The organism is Tepidiforma sp. (assembly GCF_034433535.1).
GTDB lineage: Bacteria > Chloroflexota > Dehalococcoidia > Tepidiformales > Tepidiformaceae > Tepidiforma.
On record NZ_DAOUAO010000236.1, the window covers coordinates 1 to 4,377 of the forward strand.

3 protein-coding genes and 1 pseudogene are annotated in these 4,377 nt (G+C 74.1%); 3 read left to right on the forward strand and 1 reads right to left on the reverse strand.

Annotation, left to right across the window (positions count from 1 at the left end; all coding sequences use genetic code 11):
• The first annotated feature begins 314 nt into the window (after positions 1 to 314).
• The 3 genes from VAE46_RS12555 to VAE46_RS12565 all read left to right on the forward strand — a co-directional run bounded on the left by VAE46_RS12555 (position 315) and on the right by VAE46_RS12565 (position 3,788).
• Positions 315 to 1,640: an NAD(P)/FAD-dependent oxidoreductase gene (locus tag VAE46_RS12555; protein ID WP_322797283.1), complete on the forward strand. Its 1,326-nt coding sequence runs from the start codon at positions 315 to 317 to the stop codon at positions 1,638 to 1,640.
• 54 nt (positions 1,641 to 1,694) lie between these two features.
• Entirely contained in the window at positions 1,695 to 2,930 is a 1,236-nt protein-coding gene (locus VAE46_RS12560; RefSeq protein WP_322797284.1) for a ribonuclease H-like domain-containing protein, read from the forward strand.
• Positions 2,931 to 3,104: 174 nt separating this feature from the next.
• Positions 3,105 to 3,788 carry a GNAT family N-acetyltransferase gene (locus tag VAE46_RS12565; protein WP_322797285.1) on the forward strand — a complete coding sequence of 228 codons (684 nt, stop codon included), beginning with the start codon at positions 3,105 to 3,107 and terminating at the stop codon, positions 3,786 to 3,788.
• Here VAE46_RS12565 and VAE46_RS12570 read toward each other — a convergent pair.
• Positions 3,737 to 4,377: pseudogene (locus VAE46_RS12570) on the reverse strand (hypothetical protein); the annotation flags it as partial. The gene VAE46_RS12565 and the pseudogene VAE46_RS12570 overlap by 52 nt on opposite strands.

A 4,377-nucleotide genomic window follows, 5' to 3' on the forward strand; every position in this document is an offset into this window, starting at 1 on the left:
GTGAAAACCGGGAGCGGGGAGCGGGGAGCCGGGAGCCGGGAGGTGGGAGGTGGGAGGTTGGAGGTGGGAGCCCCCACGGCGCTGCCCCGCCCCGGAGCCGGGAGGTGGGAGGTGGGAGGTTGGAGGTGGGAGCCCCCACGGCGCTGCGCCGCCCCGGAGCCGGGAACGGCGAGCCGGGAGGTGGGAGATCGGAGGTTGGAGCCTTGATCATGCCCTGAACTTCTCCCGACTCCCGGTTCCCGGCTCCCTGCTCTCTGTTTCCGGCTCCCTGATCCCCTGTACGCTGGGATGAATCAAAACGCTAGGGGAGACAGGTGAGCCGAACAGAACAGGAATTCGACCTGGTGGTGATTGGCAACGGCGCGGCGGGCGACAACATCGCCCGCACGCTGGGACGGGAGGGGCTGCGGGTGGCGCTGGTCGAGGCCGCACACCTCGGCGGGGAATGCCTGAACGACGGCTGCGTTCCGAGCAAGGCGCTCATCGAGGTCGCGCGGGAGGCACGCTGGCGGCCGATCGGCTGGGATGAGGCACTCGCCCGGGTGCACGCGGTGCAGCTGCTGGTCCGCGGCAACGACCCTTCGGGTGGATTCGACCGCGACGGCGTGGCGCTGTTCTGGGGCGAAGCCCGCTTCGAGGCGCCCAACCGCGTGACGGTGAACGGGAGCGTGCTGGTGGCGAAGGACGTGGTGGTTGCGACGGGCACCGAGCCCGGCCTGCCGCCCATCCCGGGCCTGGCAGAGGCCCGCCCCCTGACCAATCGCACCATCTTCCGGCTCGCGCAGCTGCCGCGCCGGCTGGCGGTCATCGGCGGCGGGCCGATCGGGCTCGAGCTCGGGCAGGCGCTGCACCGGCTCGGCGCACGGGTCACCCTCTTCGAGGCGCTGGAGCGCATCGCGGCCACCGAGGAGCCCGAGGTTTCGCTCGAACTGCAGCGGCTTTTTGAGCGCGAGGGCATCCGGGTCGTGGCCGGGACGAGGATCGACCGCGTGGAGCGGCAGGCGAGCGGGGAGGTGACGCTCTCGACGCCGGACGGCACGTTCGTGGTCGATGACGTGCTGGTGGCCGCCGGTCGGAAGCCGGTGATTCCGGCCGGGCTCGAGGGACTCGGGCTCCAGCGCGACGGGCGCGGCTTCATCGCCATCGAGCCGTGCGGCCGCACCAGCGTGCCGGGCGTCTGGGCGGCAGGCGATGTAACGGGCAAGTTCCAGTTCACGCACTACGCGGCCTACCAGGCGCACCACATCGCGAAGCACATCGCGCAGGATGTCTGCGAGCCGGTGCCTGAGGCGATCGTGCCCTGGGCGATCTTCACCGACCCGGAGGTGGGCCACGTCGGTCTGACCGAAGCCCAGGCGCGCGAGCGGGGGCTCCCGGTGCGGACCGGGCTGCTCGAGGCGCGGGAGCTCGACTGGTTCCGCACATCCGGCCAGGTTGAGGGCTTCGCGAAGGTGGTGGTCGATGCCGAGACGGGGGCGCTGCTCGGCGCGCACTTCCTCTGCGCGCGGGGGAGCACGCTGGCGGGGGAGGCAGCGCTGGCGGTACAGCACGGGCTGACCGCGCGGCAAGTTGCCTCGACCATCCACCCGTACCCGACGGCGGGCGAACTGTTCCGCTGGGCCTGCGCGAAGGCGGTCTGACCGGCGCGCCACCCGGGATTGCGCCCGGGCGACGCGGGGGCGATGATCGCACACATGTTCGAAAGCGGCGGCTCGCTGCGGGACCGGCTGCGGGCGGCGCTCGCCCAGCCGGTACGGCACCGGAGGCTGCGCTTGGATGCAGCCGTGACCGAACGGGCCGACCTCTCGGCGCTCGGGGGCCACTGGTTTGAGACGCCGCTCGGCCCGGGCTATGTCATCGAGAGCGTCTACGATGGCGGCCACTGCCACGGCTCAGTGCCGCTGCGGCATGCCCTCGGGCTGCCGACACAGCGGCTGGCGGCGCAGGCTCGCGACCCCCGCCTGGCGGAGGTAGAACCCGGGCGGTTCGTCTATGTCGATACCGAGACCACCGGGCTGGGCGGCGCCGGCACGATGGTCTTCCTCTGCGGGGTGGCCTCCTTCGAGGGCTCGGTGCTGCGTTTGCGGCAATTCCTGCTGCCGGGCCCGGAGTACGAAGGCGGGCTGCTGGGCGGGCTGGGCGAGGCGCTGGAGGCCGCCGGCGCGCTGGTGAGCTACAACGGCAAGGCGTTCGACCTGCCGGCCCTTGAGACCCGGTACATCCTCTCGCGCCAGCGGCCGCGGCTGCGCGAGCTGCCCCACCTCGACCTCCTCCACCCGAACCGGCGGCTGTTCCGGGGCCAGCTGGCCTCGCACCGGCTGGCGGAGGTGGAGCGGGAGCTCCTCGGCTTCGAGCGGGAGGAGGACTGCCCCTCGGCGGAGGTGCCGCTGCGCTACCAGTGGTTCGTCCGCTCGGGCGACCCGACCCACCTGCGGCCGGTGCTGCGCCACAACGCCTGGGATGTGCTCTCGCTGGTGGCGCTGGCGGCCTACCTTGGGCAGAGCTGCGGCGACCCCGGGCGCCCCCTGCAGGCAGCGCGGGCGGCGGCCTATGCCGGCGACTGGCGGCTCGCGGCGGAGGCCTTCGAGGCCGCCGCGGGGCGGGCGCAGACCCGCGCCGAACGGCTGGAAGCGCTCGAAGGGGCGGCCCGCGCGTGGGCGAAGGCGGGCGACCCCGACCGTGCGATCGCCGGCTGGCGGGCGCTGATCGCGGAGCCGCGGGCGCGCAGGGTGGCCCCGTACGTGGAGCTTGGGCGCCTGCTGGAGCGGCAGAAGGGCGACCGCGCCGGGGCGCTGGCTGCGGTCGAGGAGGCGATTCGCCTGGCCGAGGCGGGTATCCTCCGCCCGGGTACGGGCGACCTCTCGCTGGAGGCGCTGCGGCGGCGGGCACGGCGGCTGGGGTCGAAGGTGGGAGCCCTACCCGACCCCTGACCCACCCCCGGGAGCCGGGAGCCGGGAGCGGGGAGGTGCGAGGTTGGAGGTTGGAGGTAGGTGCCTTGCTGATGCCCTGAGCTGTTCCCGGTTCCCGGTTCCCGGCTCCCTGTTCCCACCTCCAACCTCCCATCTCCAACCTCCCACCTCCCACCTCCCCTATACTCGCGCGTGATGATGACCCGTCGGTCGGCCGCGCGGGCCGGGGTGCCGGTGCTCGAAGGCGAGGGCCTCGCCCTGCGGCCGTGGGACGCGGAGCTGGTGCGCCAGCTGGCGGCCTGGGGGGAGTACGGCTTCCCGTACCACGCCTTCGACCTGGGCCGCCTGCGCGACCCCGTCGCAGCCGCCCGGGCGCTGGCCGAGCACACGGCCCCGGGGAGGCACCGCCACTACATCGCGGTGGAGTACGGCGCGGCGGTGGGGCGGTGCTCGGTGAACCTTGAGGACGAGGCGGGCCTCTACCTCTGGGCGGTGCACGTCCCGCCGGAGCACCAGGGCCGGGGCGTTGCCCGGCGGATGCTGGCCGTGCTCATCCGGGCCCTCGAGGCGGAGTTCCCCGGCGAGGAGTTCGTGCTCACCTCAAACACATTTGCCGAACGCGCCCATCGGACGTACCTCTCGCTCGGGTTCCGGATCACGGAGACGCGCTGGCATTTCGACCGGGAGATCGCGGAGCGGCTCTGGCGGGTGAGCGAGGCGGAGCGGGCACCGCTGGCAGGGCACATCCGTTTCCACGAGGGGCGCTGGCAGGTGCGGGCTCACGTCTTCCGACGGAAGCCCGGCGCGCCCATGCGGCTGGCCCCGGCTCAGCCGGGCGGCGAGAGCGGGCAGCGTCCGCAGGCACCCTTCGTGCAGTAGTCGGCATCGAACTGGAGCGCGCCCTGGAGCAGGGCACCGGAGGCGAAGGGCCGCGGGGTGCCCGCAGCCAGCCAGCGTTCGAGCGGTCGCAGGCGTCCGTAGGTGCCGGGCGAGGGCAGCACCCGCCAGGCGGCGAGGGCCTCGGCTTCGCTCCAGGCGCCGCAGGCGAGGGCCGCCGGGATGACCGCGTTGGCCATCAGTTCGATGGCCGCGGAACGGCCGAGCCCGGGAACGCGCGCCACCTGCCAGCCGGCGCCCGGCGGGAGGGCAGCGGGCCAGCCCGGGGGAGACCCCGGCGTCCACCAGCGCAGGACGAGGGCGGCGAGCGCCTCGAGGCGGCGCGCCGGGCTGGCGTTGGGGCGGTGCCCGCCGGCGAAGGGGAGCCCGGAAGCTGCTTCGGCAAGGACGGCGCCGGCTGCTGCGCTGCCGCCGGGGCCGGCGGCGGCTTCGAGCAGCACTCCAGGGCGGAGGCGCCGGACGAGTTCGGCAGCGGCGGACCGATTGGCGGGGCCCAGGACGGCCCCCACGGCGAGTGCGAAGAGCAGGTCGCCGGAGCCGAGCCCGCTGCCGGCCAGGAGCGCCGCGCGGT